The organism is Aeromonas aquatilis (genome assembly GCF_054052405.1).
The window spans coordinates 64591-85284 of sequence record NZ_JBSTYP010000020.1 but is presented as its reverse complement, the minus strand read 5'-3'; the positions used below and the strand labels follow the sequence as shown (position 1 = coordinate 85284).

The 20694-nt window shown below is 60.3% G+C and carries 17 protein-coding genes; 8 read left to right on the top strand and 9 right to left on the bottom strand.

Going from position 1 to position 20694, the window contains the following annotated elements; all coding sequences use genetic code 11:
• Nucleotides 1–350: hypothetical protein (locus ACW5W8_RS10120; protein ID WP_498627671.1), on the top strand; the 350-nt coding region annotated here is incomplete at its 5' end.
• 129 nt (nt 351–479) lie between these two features.
• Here the strand turns inward: ACW5W8_RS10120 and ACW5W8_RS10115 are convergent.
• The 3 genes from ACW5W8_RS10115 to ACW5W8_RS10105 form a co-directional block, all read right to left on the bottom strand.
• Entirely contained in the window at nt 480–1526 is a 1047-nt protein-coding gene (locus ACW5W8_RS10115) for an NAD(P)H-dependent flavin oxidoreductase (RefSeq protein WP_498627670.1), read from the bottom strand.
• Nucleotides 1523–1801: a helix-hairpin-helix domain-containing protein gene (locus ACW5W8_RS10110; RefSeq protein ID WP_498627669.1), complete on the bottom strand. Its 279-nt coding sequence runs from the start codon at nt 1799–1801 to the stop codon at nt 1523–1525. The genes ACW5W8_RS10115 and ACW5W8_RS10110 overlap by 4 nt, the downstream gene beginning before the upstream one ends.
• 71 nt (nt 1802–1872) lie before the next feature.
• On the bottom strand, nt 1873–2514 hold the full coding sequence (locus tag ACW5W8_RS10105; RefSeq protein ID WP_139474418.1) for a ribonuclease T2 family protein: 642 nt from the start codon (nt 2512–2514) through the stop codon (nt 1873–1875).
• A gap of 197 nt (nt 2515–2711) precedes the next feature.
• On the opposite strand from ACW5W8_RS10105, the gene ACW5W8_RS10100 reads away from it, so the two are divergent.
• On the top strand, nt 2712–3272 hold the full coding sequence (locus ACW5W8_RS10100; RefSeq protein ID WP_005335471.1) for a gamma carbonic anhydrase family protein: 561 nt from the start codon (nt 2712–2714) through the stop codon (nt 3270–3272).
• A 71-nt stretch (nt 3273–3343) separates the two neighbouring features.
• Here ACW5W8_RS10100 and ACW5W8_RS10095 read toward each other — a convergent pair whose 3' ends face one another.
• Complete coding sequence (locus ACW5W8_RS10095; RefSeq protein ID WP_498627668.1) at nt 3344–6382, bottom strand: cytochrome c peroxidase; 3039 nt, start codon at nt 6380–6382, stop codon at nt 3344–3346.
• Nucleotides 6383–6573: 191 nt separating this feature from the next.
• The gene (locus tag ACW5W8_RS10090) at nt 6574–7482 is read right to left on the bottom strand and encodes an SAM hydrolase/SAM-dependent halogenase family protein (protein ID WP_498627667.1); all 909 of its coding nucleotides are present in this window, start codon (nt 7480–7482) and stop codon (nt 6574–6576) included.
• Between the two features lie 196 nt (nt 7483–7678).
• Between ACW5W8_RS10090 and ACW5W8_RS10085 the strand changes: the two genes are divergently transcribed.
• The 3 genes from ACW5W8_RS10085 to ACW5W8_RS10075 all read left to right on the top strand — a co-directional run bounded on the left by ACW5W8_RS10085 (nt 7679) and on the right by ACW5W8_RS10075 (nt 11107).
• Nucleotides 7679–8143 carry a hypothetical protein gene (locus ACW5W8_RS10085; RefSeq protein ID WP_498627665.1) on the top strand — a complete coding sequence of 155 codons (465 nt, stop codon included), beginning with the start codon at nt 7679–7681 and terminating at the stop codon, nt 8141–8143.
• A gap of 114 nt (nt 8144–8257) precedes the next feature.
• Nucleotides 8258–9757, top strand: coding sequence for a GGDEF domain-containing protein (locus ACW5W8_RS10080; protein WP_498627663.1), 1500 nt, complete (start codon nt 8258–8260; stop codon nt 9755–9757).
• A gap of 99 nt (nt 9758–9856) precedes the next feature.
• Nucleotides 9857–11107 (top strand): DEAD/DEAH box helicase, encoded by a 1251-nt coding sequence (locus ACW5W8_RS10075; protein WP_498627662.1) that lies wholly within the window; start codon nt 9857–9859, stop codon nt 11105–11107.
• 84 nt (nt 11108–11191) lie between these two features.
• On the opposite strand, the gene ACW5W8_RS10070 is transcribed toward ACW5W8_RS10075, so the two are convergent.
• Together ACW5W8_RS10070 and cphA are read right to left on the bottom strand one after the other, a co-directional pair.
• Nucleotides 11192–12463 carry a lipopolysaccharide biosynthesis protein gene (locus tag ACW5W8_RS10070; protein WP_498627661.1) on the bottom strand — a complete coding sequence of 424 codons (1272 nt, stop codon included), beginning with the start codon at nt 12461–12463 and terminating at the stop codon, nt 11192–11194.
• A gap of 202 nt (nt 12464–12665) precedes the next feature.
• A complete protein-coding gene (gene cphA / locus ACW5W8_RS10065; RefSeq protein ID WP_498627660.1) occupies nt 12666–13430 on the bottom strand; it encodes a CphA family subclass B2 metallo-beta-lactamase in 765 nt (254 codons plus the stop codon).
• 1115 nt (nt 13431–14545) lie between these two features.
• On the opposite strand from cphA, the gene ACW5W8_RS10060 reads away from it, so the two are divergent.
• Together ACW5W8_RS10060 and ACW5W8_RS10055 are read left to right on the top strand one after the other, a co-directional pair.
• A complete protein-coding gene (locus ACW5W8_RS10060; protein WP_498627659.1) occupies nt 14546–15454 on the top strand; it encodes a hypothetical protein in 909 nt (302 codons plus the stop codon).
• A gap of 111 nt (nt 15455–15565) precedes the next feature.
• Nucleotides 15566–16027, top strand: coding sequence for a CesT family type III secretion system chaperone (locus ACW5W8_RS10055; protein WP_498627658.1), 462 nt, complete (start codon nt 15566–15568; stop codon nt 16025–16027).
• 96 nt (nt 16028–16123) lie between these two features.
• On the opposite strand, the gene ACW5W8_RS10050 is transcribed toward ACW5W8_RS10055, so the two are convergent.
• Together ACW5W8_RS10050 and aguA are read right to left on the bottom strand one after the other, a co-directional pair.
• A complete protein-coding gene (locus tag ACW5W8_RS10050) occupies nt 16124–17827 on the bottom strand; it encodes an amidase (protein WP_498627657.1) in 1704 nt (567 codons plus the stop codon).
• A gap of 163 nt (nt 17828–17990) precedes the next feature.
• Entirely contained in the window at nt 17991–19088 is a 1098-nt protein-coding gene (gene aguA / locus ACW5W8_RS10045; RefSeq protein WP_498627656.1) for an agmatine deiminase, read from the bottom strand.
• Between the two features lie 157 nt (nt 19089–19245).
• Between aguA and ACW5W8_RS10040 the strand changes: the two genes are divergently transcribed.
• Nucleotides 19246–20199, top strand: a complete 954-nt coding sequence (locus tag ACW5W8_RS10040; protein ID WP_498627655.1) for a LysR family transcriptional regulator — start codon at nt 19246–19248, stop codon at nt 20197–20199.
• Nucleotides 20200–20694 lie beyond the last annotated feature (495 nt).

Sequence of the window (20694 nt, the reverse complement as noted above, 5' to 3'; positions counted from 1 at the left end):
CTTCACCAGACATTGAAAATCAAAAATTGTTTTTGATGTTCGATGCTGTGAGTGCCCACACAGATTGCTTGATTCAAATTGTTAAAGAGCGACGCAACAGTTCGTTGCTGCGGGAGTGGAATTCTACTCAACCGCCTTCTCGAGTCAAGCCTTATTTTCAAAGGCTTTTCGAGGTTATCGACGAGGTTGTTTGCGTTGCTGCTTGCCCTGTCGATGTGGCGCATTATAGAGATCCAGCTCACATTGGCAAGGCTTTACCGCAATTAAATTGCAAAAAAGTGCCATTTATTAGTTATTCATATCAATACACAGCCTTTGCACAGACTTATCCACAAACAAGGGTGGGATGAGGACGTTTTACACCGGATAAATGCCTTACAAGGGTACTGGCCTGGCACTCATCCATCATCGCTGTACCGTCGCGTCCGACGCACTGCACCAACGGCCGCTTCTATATAAAGAGGCGTATATAGCAGTGCTTATCCCAATCCAGCCTCTTTGACCCAGCACGCCATCAGCTCGCTGGCAGGAAGATCCCGACAGCCCGATACATTCTGGCCAGCCCAGAGCGGAGAGAAGCCACTGTCCCCCGCCTTCTCGGCGGCGACGCGCAGCGGTGTCAGTGCGCCACTGGCATAGGGGAATTGAGGGGCAAGATCCGAGAGCGGGCCCAGCTCTCTTATAAGACGGTTGACGATCCCCCGCGCCGGACGGCCACTGAACAGATTGGTCAGTGCCGTCTGCTGGCCCTCTGGTGAATGGATGGCGGCGCGATGCAACGCCGAGGTGGTCGCTTCATGGCAACAGAGAAAGGCGGTGCCCATCTGCACGGCGCTCGCCCCCATTGCCAATGCGTTGGCGATCCCCTTGCCATCGACGATACCGCCAGCTGCGATCACCGGCAGATCGGTCACCGCGAGGATTTGTGCCAGCAGGGTCAAGGTGCTCTGCTGCAAGGCGAGATCATCGGAGAGGAAATGACCGCGATGACCGCCCGCCTCCAATCCCTGAGCGATGATGGCATCGGCGCCGTGTTGAGCGAGCCATACAGCCTCCGCCACCGTGGTGGCACTGGCAAAAACTCTGGCCCCCGCAGCCTTCACCTGAGCAAGCAGCTCGGGAGCGGGCAAACCGAAGTGGAAGCTGACTACCGCCGGTCTGAACTCGGCCACCATGGCAGCATGCTCCTCATTAAAGGGGGCTCGGCTTGGCGCCGTCGTGACCGCAGGGGGAAGTATGCCGAACTCGGCGTAATAAGGAGCAAGTCGCTGCTGCCAGCTGGCCAGAGCAACGGGATCAGGTTCCCGTTGTCGATGGCAGAAGAAGTTGATGTTAAATGGCCCAAGGCCGCTTTGGGTAAGTCGTCCCAGTTCGCTTCGCAGTTCCGCTGATGTGAGCATAGCGGCAGGCAAGGAGCCCAAGCCACCCGCACGGGTCACGGCCAGCGCCAGCTCGCTTCCCTGCACACCGGCCATCGGCGCCTGAATGATGGGATAACGCATCCCAAGTTCGCTAAAGAGGCTCATCCATTCACCACTTTTGCAGCGTCCGCCACCAGATGCGCGCGGGCCAGCGCAATGGCACCATCGATGGCACTACGCGCCTGCTGGCTGTTCTGCCAGCAAGTCGAGCCCAACATGCTGGCCACCAGCAGGACGATATGGGTGGTGTCGGCCTCGGCCAATCCGGCCAGGGTATGATAGCCCAGCTGTTCGAGCCGCCCGATAACGGTCGGCCCTACCCCTTTCACGCCGAGCAGCATTGCCCGCTCTGTCGGGCCAAACCGGTTGTTGCCATCCATTTGTCAGACTCCTTTCTGATAACCGTGGTTACACATCAGGCCCGCAAGGGCCCGATGAAGAGAATGAAGGCTTAACGCACGCTGCGCAGCAGGAAGTCAGGCTGACCACAGGAGCGGCGCTCGCGCTTTTGCATCTCGGCGGAGCAGGTGACCGCATCCGTCCCCTCTTTATTGACGCAGATGTAGATCTCCCGCAGGAAGCGGCCACCATCGGCGCAAGCCACCGTGATGTTGTCGGGGGCCAGCCACTGGTTGGCGCTCGCCAGATCGGCCTTGAGCTGGAAGCTGGTTTTGCGCAGCGGCTCTTCCGGGGATTGATAGGCCGCCGGGATCTTCACCTTCTGGCGCAGATCGCTTGCCAGCTGATGGAAGGCCTGCTGGCTCAGACCGGAGCAGGTACCGTGCTTCTCCCACTCATGGCGATAGAGGAAACGGCTGGGGTAAAGGTCGGCAAACTCGCTCTCCATATCGGGATTGAGCCGTTCGCGAGTGCAGTTGCTGGGGTAACCGCGATCGTACTGGGGCCAAAGACCGTGCAGCACAAAGCCCAGCTTGCGGGAACACTGGTCCCGATCGGCCGGTTTGACGGCGCAATGCTCGGGCGACCAGGAGAGCGCCATGGCGTAATAGTCAAACTCCCCCGCCTCCCCTTTGGCCTGCACGGCCGAGGAGAGCAACAAACCACCCGCCAACAGGGCAATCATCTTCTTCATCTATATATGTCCATTTCAACCAACTCGGGAATGGCTGCAATGCTCCCATATTCCAGCGCGCGGAAACAGTGATCCCGCCAAGGCTTGCGACAAGGGTCAGACCACTTTGGGGTTTCACCGGATAATAACGAGGCGTAAGCTGGCATCCTGGCGCCAGGTGCGCCACCGCATCATTTCAAGCAACCACAGGATGTAACATGATCCGCAAGAATCCCTCCGGCCATCTGCCTGTCATCGACGAATCCGCCTATATCGACAAGACCGCCATCATCTGCGGCAAGGTGATCATCAAAGAGAATGTTTTTGTCGGCCCCTATGCGGTGATCCGCGCCGACGAGGTGGATGAGAGTGGAGATATGGAACCCATCGTCATCGGCGCCAACTCCAATATTCAGGATGGCGTGGTGATCCACTCCAAATCCGGTGCCGCCGTCACCATCGGCGAATACACCTCCATCGCCCACCGCAGCATAGTCCACGGGCCGTGCGAAGTGGGGAACCGGGTCTTTATCGGTTTCAACAGCGTACTGTTCAACTGCCACATCGGTGACGGCGCCGTGGTGCGTCACAACTCGGTGATCGATGGCTGCGATCTGCCGCCGGAGTTCTACGTCCCCTCCACCACCCGCATCAACCAGCAGAGCGATCTGACCCATATCCCGCGGGTTTCGGTAGATGCCGCCGAGTTCTCCGAAGACGTGGCTCACACCAATATCGATCTGGTCAAAGGGTACAAGGCGCTCTCCAACGAGTTCTGATCCCTTTCTTTATTAGCAGAGAACAAAACGGGCGCCGAAGCGCCCGTTTTTCATCTGACTATCTATGAAGGCTAGATGGCCCTGACGCAGGTGGCGGCATGAGCCTCATCCGCCAGATCCCACAGCGGATCACCAGTGCTCAGGTCGAGCAGCGGCAACTCACCATCGTCATTGGCAGTCGCATCGCTACTCCAGTAGCGGTTGTAGAGCGGCCACCCCTGCTGCTGAAGCAACTGATCCGTCGCGCCATCCTTGTTGTAAGCGGCAAACAACGCCTCCAGCTCGGCCCGGGTCGGCAGACGCCAGTCATCGTGGCCGCGAGCCACCAGCTGCTGACAGTAATCCCGCGCCCGCGCCTGACCCATGGTCACATACACCAGCGGGAAGGGATTGTAGTCGCCATCGCTGTCACTGCTCACACCGTCATAGGAGATGGACAGACGCTCCGCCTCGTCCTTGGTCAACTGGCAGACAAAGGCCAGCTTGCCCGCCACCAGCTCGGGTTGACGACAGCCCCGGGCAAAATCGGGCTGGGCATTAACCACCTGCACCGTCACGGTCATGGTGTGACGAGCCGTGGTCGCCACCAGTCGTGCCGTACCGACCGCCACACCGCGCACCTCGCCCTGTGTGCTCACGGTGGCGAACTGCGGCTGTTCGCTGCGCCACTCAACAGGCGCATCGAGCGGGCCGAGAGAGCCGTCGCTCAGTTGCCACTGTAGTTGCAGAGGGAGTGAGCGCCCCACTTCCAACTGAGGCTGAGCAGGCAGCACAGCCAATCCGGTGATCACTGCTCCCACCGGAGTCGGGTCATCCGTCTCACTCACCCCCAGCTCGGCAACCGTGGCCGGAGTGCGGCGCGGCTCGGCCGAGGCACTGCGCAAAAACTCGCCGATGGCATCGAGCTCGTCATTGCTGAGGCCAAGAGCATGCAGGTGATCGGAGGCTTTGGGGAAGAAGGGATCATATTGATCCGCACCGGTCGGGAAGCCGACCCCGCTGCTCCACTTGGTCACGCCAAAGTTGTACATGGCCACCACCCCCTGCACCGAGCCGCCGATACGCTGAGCCAGGATCGGGAAAATGCCGTTGTGCATATAGGGGCCGGTAAAGGCGACGTCCCGCAAGCTGGGGGTCTTGAAGCGACCGATGTCCGCCTTGTTGCGGGTCTGCAGGAAGCGCCCGCGATCTTCCAGCTTGCCACGACCGTAATAGGTGAGCCCCACACTCTCGAACCCGTGCTGACTCAGCAGCGGGCCGGAGTGGCAGTTCATGCAGCGGCCATCGGTGCGGTAGAGGTGCATCCCCCACAGCGCCTTGTCACTGAGTGCCTGACTATCCCCTTTGACGAAGCGCTCAAAATCGCTGTCTCGGCTGATGATGGTGCGCTCGAAGGTAGCGATCGCCTTGGCGATCCGCTCCAGCGTGATCCCCTGATCGCCAAAGGCGGTGGCAAAAGCAGCCTGATAGTCGGGGCTGGCCTGCAAACGGGCCAGCAGCTCGTCATGACTCAGCGCCATTTCGATGGGATTCTGGATCGGGTGAAGCGACTGCTCCTCCAGCGTGGCGACCCGCCCGTCCCAGAACTGGGTCGAGCTGAAGGCGCTGTTGAGGATGGAGGGGGCGTTGCGATTCCCCTTCTGGCCCAGATGACCTACCGATACGCTCAGGCCGTCGCTCCACCCCTTTTGCGGATCGTGGCAACTGGCACAGCTGATATCCCGCCCCTTGGAGAGCTGTTTGTCGAAAAAGAGCTGCTGACCCAGCACCACCTTGGCTCGGCTATAAGGGTTGTCGGCCGGGAAGGGAACCGCCGGCAGCGGCCCCAGCTCCTGCCATTCCACTCCTTCATCCACCCGGGCGGCAGGCCATTGGGCCGATGAACCGCTGTATTGGGCGCGCAGGGCCGCCATGTCCGGCTTGCTGCTGTCGCGCACCACGGAGGGACGCACCGGATAGGGTGCCAGCGCATACCAAAGCAGACCCCCCTCCCCCTCATCAAGCCAGGTTCGGGTCGCAAGTTGATAGAGACGGGGTTGACCCGCACCATCCTGCAGCCAGATCTGGGCGGGCAGGCCAACAGCAAAGGTATTGGGATAGCGCCATGCCGACTTGTCACTGCTCAGCAGCCGTTCGAACTCGGTGAGGGTCGGCAGGCGCCAGTCGCTGCGGCCGCAAGCGGTCAGCCCCGCAGCCAGTTGTGGCTGGCTGGCAACCGCCAACGCACTGGTGTCACTGCCATACAGCCAGTACTGGCTACCCTTGACCCCGCTGACCGTGCGCACATCGTGCAGGCACTGCCAGGGGCCACGCACCACCAGCTGTCCCTGCTCATCGAGGCGCAGCAGATCCGCCGTCTCCGGCTCGTCCGGCTGGCTCGGATTGGCGGGATAGAGCTGGGTGCGGGCGGACTGGATCTGGGTGCTGTTGCTGCGCTGATACCAGCTGCGCGCCTGCTTGTCATCGCGCAGGGCCAGCAGCATCTGCCAGCTGTCGGCATAGTCGAGCACAGCGCCCGGCTGGCGCTGGGCCAGCAGGAAGGCAGCGTAATCCTCAATAGCTGCCTGTTGCTGTACGCGGATCTCCGCTGCTCTGCCCCACTCGGCCTGACTGAGGGAGCCATCTCCGCTCTGATCCGCCAGCAGGAAGAGCGCCGTCTCCTCCTCGTTCAATCCCAGCCGCGGCACGCTGTTGCGGCGTGCCAGCGTGATCCCGGCCGAGAGATCCGCCACCCGCACCGATACCGCGCGCAGCAGATAACCCTCGTCGCTAGCGAGCAGCTCCAGCGGCTGATCCAGTTGCAGACCTGCTGGCAAGGTGATGCTGACAGGTTGGCCCGGTTCGATGGCCTGCTGCACGCGGATCCCGGTGGCGACCTGTCTCACCTCGAGCTGTGCTCCCGCCCCCAACCGATCGGCCACATTGACCTCAATGGTCAGAGGAACCCGGGTATGGGTTTCCGGCGGCACTGTTGGTGGCGTGATGGGCGGTTCGGTCGGCTTGACGACCGGCGGGGTCACCTCGGGTGAGGGGGTCAACGACGTATTGCTGTGATTATCATTGCATGCGGTCAAAGCCAGCAGGCTGAGCAGTAAAAGGCTGGTTTTCATTCGGTATGGTTGGGTGGTCAGACAAGTGCGCGATTATCCAACCAAATGCCAATCATTATCAATTGCATTCAATTAATATGCTTTTTGACAACAACTCTTTATCAGCAACGCCTTACCACCCGATGAGAGAGGGCAGCCTCTTTGGCTGCCCTCTCTTGCTTCAAACCCGCTTGTCGAAAGCCCGACAATCTTCAGGAGCACTTCTTCAGGCTGATATGCCAGTTGGCACCGGATTGCACCTGATGCTTGGCAGCGAAGCTGTCCATGTTCAGCGCCACCGACACCTGCAGCAGGCTGTTGAGGTAGACCAGCGGCTGACCTTCCGGCACATCGCCAAAGCTGCTGACGTAGGGTGCCTTGCCGTCATATTTGACCACATCCCCTTCGCGGATCTTGATGCAAGCGTTATCCCCCTTGTTGATCCCCGCCTTGGTAAGCAGGGCATCGTCGATATTGGTCCAGACGTTGCCGTACTGCACATCGAGGATCGGGATGGTGCCCTTGAGGGTGCCATCTTTCTCGGCTACCGCAGCCTGATAGGGGATCTTCACCACCTCGGCAGGCAATGTCGGGCCTACCTGCTCGTAGCTGATGGCACCGGACGCGAGCCGTGCGCCGGTATAGGCGTACACATCGCGACCGTGGAAGGTGTAGGACTTCTCGGATCCCTTGAGGCGGTTGGTCTTTTCGTCGATCTGGCGCACGGTGTCGATGCCGAAGTGCTCGGCCACTAGGGTCAGGGTGCCGTTATCCGGGCTGACGATGTAGTGGCCGCTCTTGGTCTTGAGCACCACCGACTTGCGATCGGTGCCGACACCGGGATCCACCACGCTGACGAACACAGTGCCCTTGGGCCAGTACTGCAGAGTCTGATAGAGGCGGTAGGAAGCTTCCCAGATGTTGTAAGCCGGGATCTCGTGGGTCAGGTCATAGAGCGGCAGGGTGCGGTCCACCCCGAAGGCAACCCCCTTCATGGCCGAGACGGCGCCATCTTTAAGGCCAAAGTCGGTCTGGATCACCAGCGCTTCGTTGGCAGCGGCGATGCCGCTGGCCAACATGAGGGCGAGCGCGATGGCGCGGGGAGCAGTGCGAATATCCATATCTAAACTCCTGAAGCGGAACGGAAATGACAAATGCCACAGCATTTAGCCATCCAGACTGCCATCAATGGATTTTTTTGCAAGGGGTTTGCAACAAAGTGAGGGACGACTCGCAGAAATTGTGCTCGCCAAACGTCGGCGGCGGGGGTATCAAAGGCAGAATGGGAAAACGTTTACAATACAGGAGCTCAGCACCATGACACAACCCGTACCGGAGATGATGACCCTGCTGCTGGAGATTGGTGAACAGAGCAGCCAGCTCTGGCTGAGCCAGCCAGATGCGGCCCCGTCACACTACCTGCTGGCCTTTGGCACCCACGCCATCCAGCCCGGACCGTTTCGCCACGCGCCGCCCACCCCGCTCGAACTGGAGCGGGCCATCATGGTGGTGGAAGATGAGCTGATGCGCATCGCCCCGCAGATCCCGCCCGGCTTGCAGCTGACCCTGCGCAGCCAGCCATCACTGGCCGAAGCGCTGGGGGACAACCAGCTCGACCGGGATCTGGTGGAGCAAGCCTTTGGCCAGCTGGCCGCCATGGCGGAAGGGGATCCCCTCGCCGCCAGCTTGCAGCCCCGCGACGAGCACTTTGCCGCCGTGCTGCTGATCGTCAGGGAGTGGCTGCACCATCTGGCCAGCGAGAGCGTGCTGATCGTGGAGTAGGGATAAATAAGTGGTGAGGTCTTCAGCTTCAGGCAAGGTTTGTCGGTGGATCCTTTCGCGTATACTTTGCCCGTATGGCGCCCGCGCCCCTATCGGTACTCTAACCAAACACCTATGACCTTATTTTCAGGTAACCCCCCAGCCTTGCGCTGGCCACCGGCGTTTGCTCGCCAGTTCATCGTCAAAGTGGCCGGATTGGCCCTGCTCGCCCTGACCGGGTTGGGCACTGTCTTCTACTACACCTATCTCACTATCCAGCACGACATGGATCTCATCACCGCCAGACAGAAGAACGTGTTCGAGGTCTTCTACCAGCGGGCCAAGATCCTCAAGGTGGAGAACATCACCAGCTATCTGGCACAACACCATCTGCTCGATCAGCCACCGCCCCCGAATAGCGTCGGCAGCGACTATCTCTACGGGTATGACCTCAAAAGCAAATACCGCTTTGCCGATATTCCGCTGCACTACCCGGCAGCCAATATCCTCAACACCTTCCGCTATGCCCTCTCCTATCCGGAGGTGATCAATATCTACACCATCTGGAATGACTACCGGCTGATCGGCATGGTAGCCGACAACAATGTGCTGCCCGCCAGACTGGCGCCGATCAAGGTGGATCTGATGACCCTGCCCGCCTGGTATCACTACTTCGGTTGCGCCAGCTTTGCACCCGGCCGCCCCTTATGCAGCGCCGATGAAGCCTTTGTCTCCGATATCGAGATCGACAGCTTCAGCATGCGCAACACCATAGTGATGTACTTCCCCTTCCTTCATCAGTCGGGGCGCGGCGGTTACAAATATGGGCTGCTCGGTATCGATATCGCCGTCGATGAAGCATTTAGCGATGTGCTGCGACCTTTCGACACCATCAACCCGACCCGCACCAAGATATCGTTTGAAGCCGCCGAGCCCTGCCGCCCGAGGCATCTCTGCCTGAGCAAACCCTTTATGCGCACCAAGGCGGGGGAAGATCTCTATCTGAAGTGGTCCTACAGCTGGTTCGATTTCGTCAAGCTGGCCCTGCAAAGTGCGGCCTTCAAGGTCTATCTGATCGTGCTGTTGCTGGGCATGGTGGCCTGGAAGCAGATCTACCTGCGGCTGCGCACCCTGGCGCACACCGACCACCTGACCCGGCTGCCACGCCGGGATGTGCTCTGCCAGAGTCTGCTCCATGAGCACGACTACCTGATGCTCCTCGACATCGACAACTTCAAGTCGATCAACGACCGCTATGGTCACGCCGTCGGCGATCTGGCGCTGATGGCGTTCTCCCGCCATATCAAAGGCAGCATCCGCAAGGTCGATACCGCCATCCGCTGGGGCGGCGAGGAGTTTGTCTTGCTGTTCAAGGGGATGGAGGATGACGAGATGATGATCCACTCCGCTGGCCGCCTGCTGGATCGGCCATTGGGGATCCCCGAGCTGCCCACCCCCATCACCTTCTCCGCCGGGGTGATCCGCATTCGCGACTACCTCACCGTCACCGAGGCGGTGCATCTTGCCGACGAGCTGCTCTACCACGTCAAGCAGCACGGCAAGCACAACATCGCCTGCTACGAGGGCAAAAAGATCCGGCTGATCCGCCTGTTGCCGGACGATGCAGAGGCATAGCCGCCTTCTACCTCTCCCCCAGCTTCTGTTACCATCGCGGCCACGATCACTCATTGCATCGTGGCCGCAGGCCGCGATAACCCCCTACTGGTGCCTTCTATGTCCATTGCCTCCTTTGCCGAACTGGCCCTCTCCCACCGTCTACAGCAGACCCTGAGCACACTTGGCTATGCCGCACCCACCCCCATTCAGGCCCGCGCCATCCCCGTCATTCTGGCGGGGCGAGATCTGATGGCGGGGGCCCAGACCGGCACCGGCAAGACCGCTGCCTTTGTGCTGCCGCTGCTGGAGCAACTGATGCAACACCCGGCGAACGACATCGCCCGCCCAATCCGTGCGCTGGTGCTGGTGCCGACCCGCGAGCTGGCGGTGCAGGTCGCCGAGAGCGTGGCGCGCTACGGCCAGGGCACCGGTCTCACCAGCACGCAAGTCTACGGCGGGGTGAGTATCGCGGCGCAGGTCGAGGCGCTTCAAGCCGGGGTGGATCTGCTGATCGCCACCCCGGGCCGTCTGCTCGACCATCTGCGTCAGGGGGCGCTGAGTCTTGATAGCCTTCGCCATCTGGTGTTTGACGAAGCGGATCGCATGCTCGATATGGGCTTTATGGACGAGATCACCGCGCTGCTCAAACAGATCCCGGCGGATCGCCAGACCCTGCTCTTCTCCGCCACCTGCGACGACAACCTGTTTGCCTTGAGCAAGGTGTTGCTACGCGACCCCGAGCTGATTGAAGTGGCACCGCGTAACACCACGGCGGCCGAGGTGGAGCAGCGGGTCTACACGGTGGACAGCGATCGCAAGCTGGCGCTGGTCGAACACATGCTGAAAGTGAAAGGGTGGGCACCGACCCTTATCTTCAGCCGTACCCGTCAGGGGGCGGACAAGCTGGCCCAACAGCTCGGCAAAGCAGACATCAATGCCCTCGCCTTCCACGGCGATCTGTCGCAAAGCGCGCGAGAAAAAGTGCTGCTGGAATTTCGCGCCGGCACCCTGCAAGCGCTGGTCGCCACCGACGTGGCGGCCCGCGGCCTCGATATCAGCGATCTCAACTACGTGATTAACCTCGAATTCCCGTTTGTGGCGGAGGATTACGTCCACCGTATCGGTCGCACCGGTCGCGCTGGCAACAAGGGGCTCGCCATCACCCTGTTCAGCCCGGAAGATGCGCCCCTGCTGGAGAAGGTGGAAGCGGGGCTCGACACCCGTTTGCCCCAGCAGTGGTTCCCCGGCTTTGAGCCGGATCTGACCCGCTTCGAGCCCGAGCCGCGCCGCAACAGCAAGGCGGCTCAGAAACAGCGTGCCAGAAAGCAGGCGCTCGCTGGCAACAAGGGTGGCAAGGGCAAGCGTTAAGCCGCCCCTGCGCCGCCAATAAAAAAACGCCCGCACGGGCGTTTTTTGTTATCTGACAGGGGCCAGATCTTGGCGAGTAACCCCCTAACGGGTCGCCAGCACCAGTGGCAGGGATCGCAAGATCTGCCGCTCCGCCAGAGTCGAGAGGATAAACATCACCATATAACCGAGGCCCAGCGCCACGATAATCGCCACCACGTTGGCGGTGAACTCGGCCACCAGATAGTAGGCGGCGACCAGTGCCACTATGCCCGCCAGCCGGATCAGCAGGCTCTTGGTAAAGTGGCCGTGAGCCTTGATATAGGCGAGCTGATAGCCGTTGAGCATCATAAAGATAAAGAAGATGGAGAAGTGGAACAGCACAGGCACCGCCCCCACGTAGCCGGCGGGGAAGAACAACAGCACCAGCGGCTTGCCCGCCAGCAGCATCAGGCCAAAGAAGGCCAGACTGACGATGGTGGAGAGACGGAAGACCCAGCGGCGAATAAGCCTTATCTGGCGGTGATCGCCGTTGCGCAGATTGACCGCCAGCTCAGGCAGCACAAAGCGGTAGATGGGGAAGACAAACAAGGTGGTCATATAGGTAAAGATGGGGCGCACCACCACCTGAAAATCCCCCAGCTCGTCGATACTGAAGTGGCGGATGGTGAGCAGCACAGTGATGTAAATCATCAGGATGCTGGCCCCCGCCTCCAGCGAGGCGGTAAAGCTCTTCTTCACATAGCTCACCATCTCGGGGCCGAGCGCCACCTTGGCCAGCGGCTTGGTGGCGATGGCCCGACGACGCGAAACATACATATAACCGGCGATGGCGAGCGACGAGAAGGTCAGCCCATAGAAGAGCGAAGGGAGCGCATCCATCCCCAACCCGAAATAGCAGGTCATAAACAGCAGGCCGTTGGCCAGCGGCTCCAGCCAGGTGACCCGGTTGGAGAGTTCATACATCCGGTACATAGCCACCAGATTGGTGAAGTAGACCTTGAGCCCCAACCCGAAGATGACCCCCACCAGTTGCAGATACTCCACCCGGATATGGAGCCCGTGCTTGATATAGGGGATCACCGCCCCCCAGGTGAGCAGCACGATGCCTATCAGGAAGTAGCGGAAGATATTGATGATGTCCCGATCGTTTTTGGTCTGGGAGTAGCTCACCACCATGGAAGAGCGAAAACCTGTCATCAGGATAAAGGAGAGGGAGATGAGGTCCACCACGCTGTTGAACAGCGCCAGCTCCCCCTTGGCGACCCACTGCGCCAGCCACACCTTGAAGGCAAAGCCGATAACGATGCTGACCAGCGAGGCCCACATCCCGGTGATAAAGGCCTGCTTCAATCGCTCGAGGGATTTATATTGCATAACAAATACTTATTACTGCATAACCAGACGGGAAACCATCTTATGGGAGGTACTGTCCCTTGAACAGCCTTAATCTCGCCGTGCCAACCTCCACAAAAGCAAAGCGCCCGCTCATTTCCTGAAAGCGGGCGTTTTGTGGTGCGCCGTTATGGCCGCCAATCACAGCAATGGTAAGGCTTGCAGGCTGTCTGTCGCACGGCGGTTATGACTGCGGCACCGCCTTGATAAGCGCCTCATAGTGATCAATCAGCTCGGGGCCGTGCAGCGGCGAGTCGTGACCGCCCACTACCGTCTTGATCGGCAGCTTCATCGCCTTGAGCCGCTCAAGCGTCTGCGGATAGGCCTTCACATCGGCAAAGCTCAGGTTGCCCAGCTTCTCCTTGAGGATGCAGTTGCCATAGAGCACCTGCTCGTCGGGGAAGTAGACAAAGATGCCGTCCGGCGTATGGGCCGGGCCCGCATAGAAGGCGCGCACCTTGCCCTCTTGCAGGGTGAAGTCGCCATCGTGCACCACGTTCGGCAGCACCAGCGGCAGATCCGGGTACTCCGGCAACCCCTTGCGGGTAAAGGCAACGATCTCGGCCCAGTCACTCTTCATCAGATCCCGGGTCTGGCGCGTCGCCACCACCTTGGCCCCGATGGACTTCCAGTAGGCGTTACCGCCCGCCCGATCGGTGTGGTAGTTGGTGTTGATCACCTCCAGCACTGGCTTGCTGCTGACCCGTTTAATGAGCTTGTGCAGCTCGCGGGCAGTATCCGGCGTCCAGGTCGCCCCCACCACAGTCACCCCCTTGGCCCCGAAATAGACCATGGAGTTTTCCTGTATGTAGTAGTTATCCTCCACCACATAGACAGGGCCACTCACCTGCTTGAGTTCGATCCCCGCCGCCCGCACGCTGCCACCCCAGAAACTCGCCATCAGCACCACGGCCCCGGCCAATGTGTACTTTATCCAACCTTTCATCATCTTGCTCCCTCGAACCAACCGCCCCTTCGCCACCCCTGTGGCAAGCCAGGCCTTTTAAGCAGTGGGCAGAAGATACGGGGGATTTGTGAGGGGAAAATGAGGTTGTGTGAAGAGAAGGTGAAGTCTGGGGGAAGTCAGGGGAAAGTCCGGAGAAATCAGCTGCGACCTCCTGTTCGCGATCGCCCGAATACCCTTCGTTATTCAAACCTGCAACACAGATTGCGACCCCTCACCCTAACCCTCTCCCGAGGGAGAGGGGATGGTTCGTGCCAATTTCACGCTACTCATATTCACCCGAACCACAGAACCAACACACAACCAGCGGAGCATATCTGCTCCCCTCTCCCAATCTTGATCACAAACAAGGGGAGAAGTGCCGGGGATAAGGGGGAGGTAACAATAAGCCCCATTATGTAGGGACGATTAGCGCAGCGTAATCGTCCGTTTACCGCGAATATCCTGATAGCAAGAGAAGCAGGAAACCCTGAACATCAGCGTCACCTCAACGCCCTTACTTTCGCGATCGTCCGAATACGCTTCGCTATTCGAACCTACGGCCCTATTCGAACCTGCAACAAAGATAGCGGCCCCTCACCCTAACCCTCTCCCGGGGGAGAGGGGATGAATTCCACGCTACTCATATTCACCCGCACCACAGAGCCAACGCACCATCAGCGGAATCAATTTCGCCCCCTTCTCCCCTTGCGGGAGAAGGGCCGGGGATGAGGGGGAGGTAACAAAAAAAAACCATAATGTAGGGTCGATTAGCGTAGCGTAATCGTCCGTTTATCGCCACGCATCGAGTCATGGCAAGGCCAACCGGAAACTCTGAATATCACCTGCTTCTCGGCCACGACCTGTCCGCGAAAGTCCGAATACGCTTCGCTATTCGAACCTACGGCCCTCCAACGGCGGCGTCTGCGGTGGCACCATTCGCGTGCTGCCGGTGGACTCAACGCCGAGGCAACACAGCAGCCGATTCGCCTCTCACACACACCAACGCAGACCAACCCCAAACTAAAATAGTGCAACCATGGCTAATAAACGGCGTTTTCACTGACGAGTATGATGCAGGCCAGATGTATCGCTTGTTAGTGAGATAAGGAACCAAGGTCATGGCTATTCATGGAGCTACCCCAGTGATGTTGAAGGCTATCGACAGCCTGCAGCTCGCCAACGTCAATCCCGGCAGCAATCAGAAACTTGCCCTTCATCTGGGTGAAGGCAAGGAGTACACCATTCATATCGGCAAGAGTGGGGATGTCTCCGTACAACGGGACCTGGCCCATTTAAGCACGCTGGGCCGCATCAAAAATGCGGTGGTCGATTTCTTTAGCCGCGCTGCCACCAAGGGGGAGAGTGCGCTCACCACCCGGGCCACTCAAATTCAGTCCGAGGTGCAGCGACAGCTGACCGAACTGGGCCAGATCAAGCAGCTTGTGCAGCAAGCCTTTAACCAGCCCATCAGCGAGTTCAAAAACGATGCCCAGTATCTGAAGCCGGGCAGCGATCCCAAGACCGCAACGCTGGCGGATGTGACCGACGCCAACAAGAATCGACTCGGTCTTGAGGCCATGAGTGATTCCTCCCGGGCATTTGCCATGGAGCACTTCTCCAGTTTTATCAACGGTAGAGACGCCATCTTCGGCCTGCTGAGTTCCCGTGCCATCGCGCAGACCAATACGCTGTTCACCTCGCTGAGCAACGATCCCAAGGCATTGCAAGAGGCATTGAAGGTACAGAGCCAGGAGTCGGAGGTGTTCAACACCAAGGTCAATGCCGAGTTCAATCGCAGCTTCGGCCAGCTGTTTGAGCAAAGAGCCAGCGCCGAGCTGGACACCCTGACCGAGGCAAACACCCGCGCCAACGAGACCTCTCCGCTGGTCGAAGAGCACACTGGCTCATCGGACGGGGAGAACGTCGCCTCCAAGATGAAGAAAAACGTGCGCTTTAACGACAATCCGGTGAGCGATGTCCGGATGTTCGAGCTGGAAGAGGGCCGAGCACTCAATATCAAGGTGTAACCCTTGCCATGAATATGGATGACGGCCCAGCCCGCTCGGTGGCGGGCCGTCTCTTTATGATCTTGCCCTGCCCCTTCGAAGACGACCGGGCAACTGGACTGGAGTGTTGTGTTGGATATCTATCAAAAAATCCTGGCCGAGCTGTCGGTCGAACCGCTGGCCTTCGATGAAAACGGCGTCTGCACGTTCGAGATCCAGCGAACAGCAGAGGAAGCGAGCGCCCCCTTTGTGGTCAATATCGTGGCTCAGCCCGACGAGATGGCGCTGGTACTCTCGGTGACCACGGCGAGCGATCTTCCCGAGCGTCTATCCCGCGAGTTGTTCCTGCGGTTTGGCGAGCATGCCCTCGCCCCCTTGCGCCATGGCTACGGGGTCGGCATCTATCCCGGCACCGAGCGGGTATCGTTTTTCTCCCAGATCGCGTTGGGGAACTATCGTCCGCAACAGATCAGGGAGAGCCTCGCCGTTCTGCTGGAGAAGGCCCACGAGTGGGAGGCCAGCTTGTCCCAAGATGAGCAGACCCCGCCTGTGACAAAAAGCGAAATGGGTGCGGGCCAGAACATCCGGGTGTGATGGCCAAAGCCGGAACATGGACGAAAAAAGAGGGAGGCATGATGCCTCCCTCTCTCTTTGTGCCTGATCTAACAACTATCAGGCCAGCGGCGACGCTCAAGCCAACGGCGGCGTGCGCGGCGGCACCATACGCTTGCTGCCGGTGGACTCGAAGGCCGAAGCAAAGCGCAGCAGGTTGTTGTCGTCATAGGCGCGACCGGCGAAGGTCAGCCCCACCGGCATACCGATATCGGCCATCACCCCCATGGGGACGGTGACGGTCGGCACGCCGAGGTGGCGAATGGCGAGGTTGCCGTTGGCAACCCAGATGCCGTTGCTCCAGGCGATATCGGCGGAGGCCGGGTTCACGTCGGAGTCAGCCGGGGCGACATCGGCAACGGTGGGGAACAGCACGGCGTCGAGCTTGAGCCCGTCCATCCAGTCTTCCAGATCCAGCTTGCGGGTCTTCTCCAGAGCGCGCAGGCCGTCCGGCACTGTGGCGATCTCGTCCCACGATTTCAGGCCACGCTTGGCCATATTGACGTACTCGTCCATGCCCGCCGCCAGATCGCCCTCGCGGTTAGGCAGGGTGCCCGGATCGTGGGGGAAGATCTTCGGCCCATCGACATCGGCCAATTGCTTAAGCTTGGGATCGCCATTGGCGCGCAGGAAGTCGTCGAACGCCCAGCCGGAGAGCTCCCACAGCTCGTCGTTGAGAAACTCCGGGCTCACGATGCCACGATTGAACACGGTCGGCGCGCCGGGTCGGTCCCCTTCGCAGTTGGAAACCAGCGGGAAGTCCACTTCGATAACTTCTGCGCCAGCAGCTTCCAGCGCCTTGCGCGCATCTTCCCAGAGGGCGATCACGGTCTCGCGGGTATGGATGCGCTGACCGGTCGGGCCACCGATGCCGGGGTTTTCGCTGGTGCCGGCCAGTTCATCCTTGTTGATAAACATGCGCGGCACACCGAGGCGCTTGCCCTTGAGGGCATCGGCCTTGGCAGCCAGATCCAGATAGGAAGCAGGACGCACATCGGAGGCCTTGGGCAGCTGCACCCAGGGCTGCAGGCGCCACAGATCGCCACGGGTGTCGGCATCGTCGGCGACCACTACGTCGAGCACTTCCAGCAGATCGTTCATGGTGCGGGCATAGGGCACCACCACATCCATGGTCGGGGTCAGCGGCCAGTTGCCGCGCACCGAGATGACGCCACGGGACGGGGTGTAGGCGCACAGACCGTTGTTGGAAGCCGGGCCACGGCCGCTCGACCAGGTCTCTTCCGCCAGACCAAAAGCGGAGAAGCTGGCGGCGGTGGCAGTACCGGCACCGTTGGAGGAGCCGGAGGCAAACGGCGCAGTCAGGTAGTCGGCGTTGTAGGGGCTCTCGGCACGGCCATAGACGCCGCGCTGCATACCGCCATTGGCCATCGGCGGCATATTGGTTTTGCCAAGGCAGATGGCACCGGCGGCGCGCAGGCGCTCAACGGTAAAGGCATCGCGCTGGGCTACCAGATCCTTGAAGGCCGGGCTGCCGGAGGCGGCGGTCAGCCCCTTGACCAGATAGCTGTCTTTGGCGGTGTAGGGGATGCCGTCGAGCGGGCTCAGGGGCTCGCCACGGGCGCGGCGAGCATCGGAATCTTGCGCCTCTTTCAGTGCATCGGGATTGGCGACCACCACGGCGTTGAGTTTGGTGGCAGTCTCGGGGCCGTTGTAGGCCTCGATCCGGACCAGATAGGCCTTGACCAGTTCGACCGCTGTGGTGCGGCCTGATTCGAGCGCGGCACGCAGCTCGGCAATGGAAACCTCGGTCACTTCGATCATTTTGATCTCCTGTAAAGGGTGACGGTGTGCGATATCGGCTAACGCGGCAATATCGCAGCGAATCGCTTCAGGGTAGTCGCAGCCGCTACAGCTCCCGACCCCCGTATATCAAGAGACAAAACCCCACGATGTGGGGTTTTGTCGAGTTAGTCGAACCTGCGGCTTATTTCCCAGAAGGGATTTGCTGAGTGATGCAGTGGATATTGCCACCGCCCAGCAGGATCTCGCGGGCCGGTACGCCGATCACGGTGTGCTCCGGGAAGATCTCTTCCAGAATGCGCTGGGCTTCACCATCGGTGGCGGCATCCAGCAGCGGGTAGACGATGCGATCGTTGGTGATGAGGAAGTTCACATAGGAACCGGCCAGACGGCCTTCTGCCTCGCGCGGCACACCGCTGCCGCTCTCGACACCGGCAGACTCCTCTTCGGTGCAGAACAGCGGGCCCGGCTGGGGCAGCTTCCACACTTTCAGCTTGCGACCCTTGGCATCGACCGCCGCTTCCAGCACCTTGAGGGCGGCCACGGAGCGGGCGTACTGGGGATCGTTCTGATCGTCAGTCCAGTGCAGCGCCACTTCACCCGGACGCACGAAGCAGCACATGTTGTCGATGTGGCCGTCGGTCTCATCCATGTAGACGCCCTCGTCCAGCCAGATAAAGCTGGTGACGCCCAGATAGTCGCGCAGGTGAGCTTCGATCTGCTCTTTGGTCAGGTGCGGGTTGCGGTTTTCGTTGAGCAGGCACTCGGCGGTGGTCAGGCAGGTGCCTTCACCATCGACGTGGATGGAGCCCCCTTCCAGAATCAGCGGCGCATCGTAGCGAGCCATCTCGTGTTGGGTCAGCATCTGGGCTGCCACTTCCTCATCCTGATTCCACGGGTAGTAGAGACCGCCCTTGTGACCGCCCCAGGCGTTGAAGCCCCAATCCACCCCACGGCACTCGCCGGCAGCGTTGGTAACGATGGTCGGGCCGGTATCGCGGGCCCAGCAGTCATCGCTGTCCATTTCGACCAGAGTGACGTGAGCGGGCATGATGGCGCGGGCCTGCTCTATAAACCGGGCCGGAACCCCCATAAAGACCGGAGTCGCACCACCGATGGCATCGGCCACCTTGGCGAAGGTCTCTTGCGCGAAGCGACCGGCTACGCGCCAGTTGTCCGGACGAAACGGCCAGATCATCCAGACGGCCTGCTGGTGCGCCCACTCGGCGGGCATGGTGAAGCCGTCGGCGGCCGGTGTGGAATGAATGGTCTTGATGCTCATCGCAAGGCTCCTTGCATGGATTGAGGCCCCCCATTGACGCCCGAAGCGGCGCGGGAACCCTGAAAAAATAACAGTGGGTCGCAGATTAAGACGTTGCGCCACCATCCATCAAATGAATAGGATGGATTGTCCCATAAACACGGCGAATAATCCCCCCATGAAACTGCACCAGCTCGACCTCAATCTGCTGCTCGCGTTTGACGCCCTGATGACGCAGGGCAGCGTCACCCGCGCCGCCGAAGCGCTCTTTATCAGCCAGCCCGCCATGAGCCATTCGCTTAACCGGCTGCGCACCTTTCTCGGCGACCCGCTTTTGGTGCGCACCCCGCAGGGGATGCTGCCAACCCCGCGCGCCCAGCGGTTGCATCTCGGGGTACAGCAGGCACTGCGGCTGCTGGAGCAGCAGCTCAGCGAGGAAGAAGAGTTCGAGCCGAGCCAGTCGAAGCGGCGCTTCGTGCTCTGCACCACAGATTACGTGGAGTGCGTGCTGATCCCGCCGCTTATCCAGCGGCTCAGACGGCTGGCGCCGGGGGTCACCATCGAGATCCGCATCCTGCGCGACACCCTGCCAGAGGCCGAGCTGGCGAGCGGCGAGATCGATCTGGTGCTGGGCTTTGACGAGTACATGCAGGTGCCGGGGTATCTGGGCAAAGAGACCTGGCTCACCGAGCCGCTGGCCGGGCTGGTACGCGCCGATCTGCCGATTGCCAAATCGGCCCCTGCCGGCGCCGAGGATGACCCCTCCCAGTGGATGGAACGCATCACCCTGCAGCAGCTTATCGCCATGCCCCATGTGTTCCACTCGCCCCTTGGCACCTCGGAGGCGAGCCTCGACCGCTATCTGAAGAGCCTGGGCTTTAGCCGCACCATCTCGGTCAACAGTCAGAGCTATATGTCCGCCGCCGCCATCGTCAGCCAGAGCGATCACCTCTTGGTGCTGCCCAGCATGGTGGCCGAGCTGCTCGCCACCCACTGGCCGCTGAAAAGCCTGCCGCTGCCCGAGGACGTGCCCGACTACCACCTCAACTGCGTCTGGCACCCCGTGCACGCCCAGCAACCCGCACTGGTGTGGCTCAAAGATTTGATGAAAGAGCTGGTGGGGCCGAGGTAAGACCGCAGCGTCTGGCATACCCCATAGGCGCATACGCAACAACCGGCGCAGGTGTGGCTCAAGGATTTGATGAAGGTTCTTGTTGACCGACCACGATGCCCGCACAGACCTCGATCAGTTCCCTCTCCCTCCGGGAGAGGGTTAGGGTGAGGGCTGCTCCTGCTCCCTCCCCCTCATCCCCAGCCCTTCTCCCGCAAGGGGAGAAGGGAGCCGTTACGCTACAACTTGCAGCATCGCAGCCAGCCAGGCGATTCCCAATACATTCAATAAGTTAACGTCATTTTCGTATTACCCAATCCCGATAGATCCTCGATCGGTTCTCTCTCCCATTGGGAGAGGGTCAGGGTGAGGGGGCTTCTTTCCCCTCATCCCCAACCCTTTTCCCGCAAGGGGAGAAGGGAGCAGTTACGCTGCAACTTGCAGCATCGCAGCCAGCCAGGCGATTCCCCATACATTCAAAAAGTTACCGTCATCTCCCTATTACCCAATCCAGCT